Origin of the sequence: Sphingomonas sp. FUKUSWIS1, from assembly GCF_000733135.1 — a bacterium.
In the GTDB taxonomy this organism is placed as follows: domain Bacteria; phylum Pseudomonadota; class Alphaproteobacteria; order Sphingomonadales; family Sphingomonadaceae; genus Sphingomonas; species Sphingomonas aerolata.
In genome coordinates, this window is record NZ_JPJC01000285.1 from 7,135 (window position 1) to 11,243 (window position 4,109).

A 4,109-nucleotide genomic window follows, 5' to 3' on the forward strand; every position below is an offset into this window, starting at 1 on the left:
GGTGTCGGTGACGGTCTGGCCGCGGGTCAGACCCTCGGTCGCGTCCATCGCGATCGTGCGGACGGTGTTCTCGCCGAGATGCTGCGCGACTTCGAGGACGAGCCGGTTGCCGTTGTTATCGGTTTCGAGCGCCGACAGAATCGCGGGCAGGTTGTCGGGGAAATGCACGTCGACGACCGCGCCGATCACCTGCGAGATGCGACCCGTGTTGTTCGTTGCCGCCACTGGGGCGATGGTCTCTGGGGCGGTTGCCATTATCTGCTTCCTTGGGCTTACTTGAGCGCTTCGGCGCCCGAGATGATTTCGACCAGCTCGGTCGTGATCGCGGCTTGGCGTGTACGGTTATACTGGATCGAGAGGCGCGTGATCATGTCGCCCGCGTTGCGCGTGGCGTTGTCCATCGCGTTCATGCGGCTGCCCTGCTCCGACGCTGCGTTTTCGAGCAGCGCGCGGAAGATCTGGATCGCGACGTTGCGCGGCAGCAGATCGGCGAGGATCGCTTCCTCGTCGGGCTCGTACTCGACCACGGCTTCCGCAGGTGCGTTCGGCTTGGCCTCGGCACCGGGGATGGTCGAAAGCGGCACGGGGACGATCTGGATGCCGGTCGGCACCTGCACCAGCGCCGAGACGAACTTGGCGTAGAACAGATGCGCGACGTCGAACTGACCCTCGCCGAAGCGCTTGATCAGGTCTTCGGAGATCGCCTGCGCGTCGCTGAACGCGAGCTTCTTGATCCCGCCCATCTCGTGATCGGCGAGAATGTCGTTCGGGAAGAAACGCTTGATCACGCGCCCCTTCTTGCCGGCGACATAGAACTTCACGGTCTTGCCGGCCGCGATCAACTCCTCGGCCTTGCGGCGTGCCGCGCGGACGATGTTGGTGTTGAACGCACCCGCCAGACCACGCTCCGACGTCGCGATGACGATCAGATGGACCTGGTCCCTGCCGGTCCCGGCCAGCAGCGGCGATGCGCCCGGCGCGATGCCGACGCGCCCGGCAAGGCTCGCCATCACCGCTTCGAGCCGCTCGGCATAGGGCCGGCCGGCAACCGCCGCGTCCTGCGCACGGCGCAGTTTCGCAGCGGCGACCATCTTCATCGCCTTGGTGATCTTCTGCGTCGACTTCACCGAGCCGATACGGATCTTGAGTGCCTTGAGGCTCGCCATCTACGTCCCTTTGTTCCCCCGCTGATGCGGAGGCCCAGCCTGCCCCCGCATCAGCGGGGGCATGTTCTACTTATGCAAACGTCTTGGCGAACGCCTCGAGCGCTGCCTTCAGCTTGTCCTTCGCCTCGTTACCCAGATCGCGGGTATCGCGGATCAGCTTCAGCACATCGGCGTGGTTCGCGCGCATGTCGGCGAGCAGTGCCTGCTCGTAGCGGGTCACGTCGGCGACGGGCACCTTGTCGAGATAGCCGCTGGTGCCAGCGAAGATCGACACCGTCTGCTCCTCGAACGGCAGCGGCGAGAACTGCGCCTGCTTGAGCAACTCGGTCAGACGCGCACCGCGGTTGAGCAGCTTCTGCGTCGACGCATCGAGATCCGACCCGAACTGCGCGAACGCCGCCATCTCGCGGTACTGCGCCAGCTCGAGCTTGATCGAGCCCGACACCTTCTTCATCGCCTTGGTCTGTGCGGCCGAGCCGACGCGGCTAACCGAGAGACCGACGTTGATCGCCGGGCGCACGCCCGAGAAGAACAGGTCGGTTTCGAGGAAGATCTGGCCGTCGGTGATCGAGATCACGTTGGTCGGGATGTACGCCGAAACGTCGCCCGCCTGGGTCTCGATGATCGGCAGCGCGGTCAGCGAGCCGCCTCCGTTCGCGTCCGACATCTTCGCCGCACGCTCGAGCAGACGGCTGTGGAGATAGAACACGTCGCCGGGATAGGCTTCACGGCCCGGCGGACGACGCAGCAGCAGCGACATCTGGCGGTAGGCGACCGCCTGCTTCGACAGATCGTCGTAGCAGATGAGTGCGTGCATGCCGCGATCGCGGAAATACTCGCCCATCGCGACGCCGGTATAGGGCGCGAGATACTGGAGCGGTGCGGGATCCGACGCGGTGGCTGCAACGACGATGGAATATTCCATCGCGCCATTCTCTTCGAGCGTCTTGACGAGCTGCGCGACGGTCGAGCGCTTCTGGCCGATCGCGACATAGACGCAATACAGCTTCTTCGACTCGTCGTCGCCCGCGTTCGCGGTCTTCTGGTTGATGAACGCGTCGATCGCGACGGCCGACTTGCCGGTCTGGCGATCGCCGATGATCAGCTCGCGCTGGCCCCGGCCGACGGGAACGAGTGCGTCGATCGCCTTGAGACCGGTCTGGACCGGCTCGCTGACCGACTGGCGCGGGATGATGCCCGGCGCCTTGACCTCAACGCGGCTGCGCTCGGTCGTGTGGATCGGGCCCTTGCCGTCGATCGGGTTGCCGAGACCGTCGACCACGCGGCCGAGCAGCTCCTTGCCGATCGGCACATCGACGATCGTGCCGGTGCGCTTGACGATGTCGCCTTCCTTGATCTCCGAGTCAGACCCGAAGATCACGACGCCGACATTGTCGGCCTCGAGGTTGAGCGCCATGCCCTGCACGCCGTTCGAGAATTCGACCATCTCGCCGGCCTGGACGTTGTCGAGGCCGAAGATGCGCGCGATGCCGTCGCCGACGCTCAGCACCTGGCCGGTCTCGCTGACCTGGGCCTCGGTGCCGAAATTGGCGATCTGATCCTTGATGATCTTCGAGATTTCTGCGGCGCGGATATCCATGGTCAGCCTTTCATCGCCTGCGCGAGCGTGTTCAAACGGGTGCGGATCGACGAATCGATCATCTGGCTGCCGACGCGGACGACAAGTCCGCCCAGCAGCGATGGGTCGACGTTGAGGTCGACGGAAACTTCACGGCCGACCCGCTGGCGGAGCTGATGCTTCAGCTCGATCACCTGCTCTTCGGACAGCGGATGCGCGGAGGTCACTTCGGCTGCGATCTCGCCGCGATGCTGCGCGGCAAGCGTGCGATACGCCTTGATGATCTTGGCCAGCGCGCCGAGCCGGTGGTTCTCGGCCAGTACGCCCAGGAAATTCTTCGTGGTCGCATCGACGCCGAGCTCGTCGGCAACGGCGGAGATCGCCTTCACCGCCGCGCCGCGCGATACCATCGGGCTCGTCGTGAGGTCGCGGAGCGTGTCGGACTGCGCCAGCGCGTCGCGCACGGTCGACAGACTCTGCTCGACCGCGTCGATCGTCTTGGCGTCACGCGCCAGTTCGAACAGGGCGAGCGCATAACGCCCACCTAAGCTCGCCTGGATAGCGCCGCCGCCGTTACCGGGAAGTGTCTCCACGGACCTGTCAATCCTCGTCTGAAACCGAATGTCGCCGTCCCACAAGGGAAGAGGGCGCGAAAGCACCTCTACCGGGACGCGGCGCGGGTAGCATCGGGTTCCACCATTGGCAAGCCGGGCGGGCGGCCGAGACGACTGGTTTGTGACTGTTTTGTCATCGGCAGATGGTTGGAAGGCCCACCTCACCCTCTTCGTCATCCCCGCGCAGGCAGGGATCCATATCCTCCGGACCCAGCGCATTCATCGCAGGGCCTGCCACTATGGGTTCCCGCCTCCGCGAGAATAACGATAAAGGTCGGAACAGGATCACACGACAAGGAATCGGAATGACCGGCACGATGGAAAGCATGACGATGTCCGACGGCGCGACGATCGCGGTCTATCATGCGCAGCCGACGGGAGACCGTCGCGGCGGCCTCGTCCTCATGCAGGAGATCTTCGGCGTCACCGACCATATCCGCAATCTGTGCGACGACTATGCGGCCGATGGCTATGAAGTGCTGGCACCCGCCCTGTTCGACCGCGAGCATCCGGGCTTCGAGGCGGACTATTCGGGTGACGGCCTCGCCCGCGGGATCGAGCTTGCGCGGCAGCTTCATCCGTTCGAATTGTCGCTGACCGACGTCCAGACCTGCATCGACTCGCTCGCCCCCACCGGGCCGGTGTTCGTCGTCGGCTATTGCTATGGAGGGTCGGTCGCGTGGTTCGCCGCTACCCGCCTCAACGGCGTGGCCGCCGCGAGCGGCTATTATGGCAGCATGATCCCGGCGG

At 64.9% G+C, this 4,109-nt stretch carries 4 protein-coding genes and 1 pseudogene; 1 reads left to right on the forward strand and 4 read right to left on the reverse strand.

Annotated elements, in window-relative coordinates; translation table 11 throughout:
* The 4 genes and pseudogenes from sphsw_RS20720 to sphsw_RS18175 form a co-directional block, all read right to left on the reverse strand.
* Positions 1–255, reverse strand: a pseudogene (locus sphsw_RS20720) (F0F1 ATP synthase subunit beta); the annotation flags it as partial.
* A 17-nt stretch (positions 256–272) separates the two neighbouring features.
* A complete protein-coding gene (locus sphsw_RS18165) occupies positions 273–1,166 on the reverse strand; it encodes a F0F1 ATP synthase subunit gamma (protein ID WP_031441854.1) in 894 nt (297 codons plus the stop codon).
* 70 nt (positions 1,167–1,236) lie between these two features.
* A complete protein-coding gene (gene atpA / locus sphsw_RS18170; RefSeq protein ID WP_031441855.1) occupies positions 1,237–2,766 on the reverse strand; it encodes a F0F1 ATP synthase subunit alpha in 1,530 nt (509 codons plus the stop codon).
* Between the two features lie 2 nt (positions 2,767–2,768).
* Positions 2,769–3,338 (reverse strand): F0F1 ATP synthase subunit delta, encoded by a 570-nt coding sequence (locus sphsw_RS18175; protein ID WP_031394433.1) that lies wholly within the window; start codon positions 3,336–3,338, stop codon positions 2,769–2,771.
* Between the two features lie 326 nt (positions 3,339–3,664).
* Between sphsw_RS18175 and sphsw_RS20725 the strand changes: the two genes are divergently transcribed.
* The coding region (locus sphsw_RS20725) for a dienelactone hydrolase family protein (RefSeq protein ID WP_235188468.1) at positions 3,665–4,109 on the forward strand (445 nt) is incomplete at its 3' end.

Excerpts from the sequence above, each read along its gene's own strand:
- sphsw_RS18165 (WP_031441854.1), bottom strand. The coding sequence starts at position 1,166 with ATGGCGAGCCTCAAGGCACTCAAGATCCGTATCGGCTCGGTGAAGTCG.
- atpA (WP_031441855.1), bottom strand. The coding sequence starts at position 2,766 with ATGGATATCCGCGCCGCAGAAATCTCGAAGATCATCAAGGATCAGATC.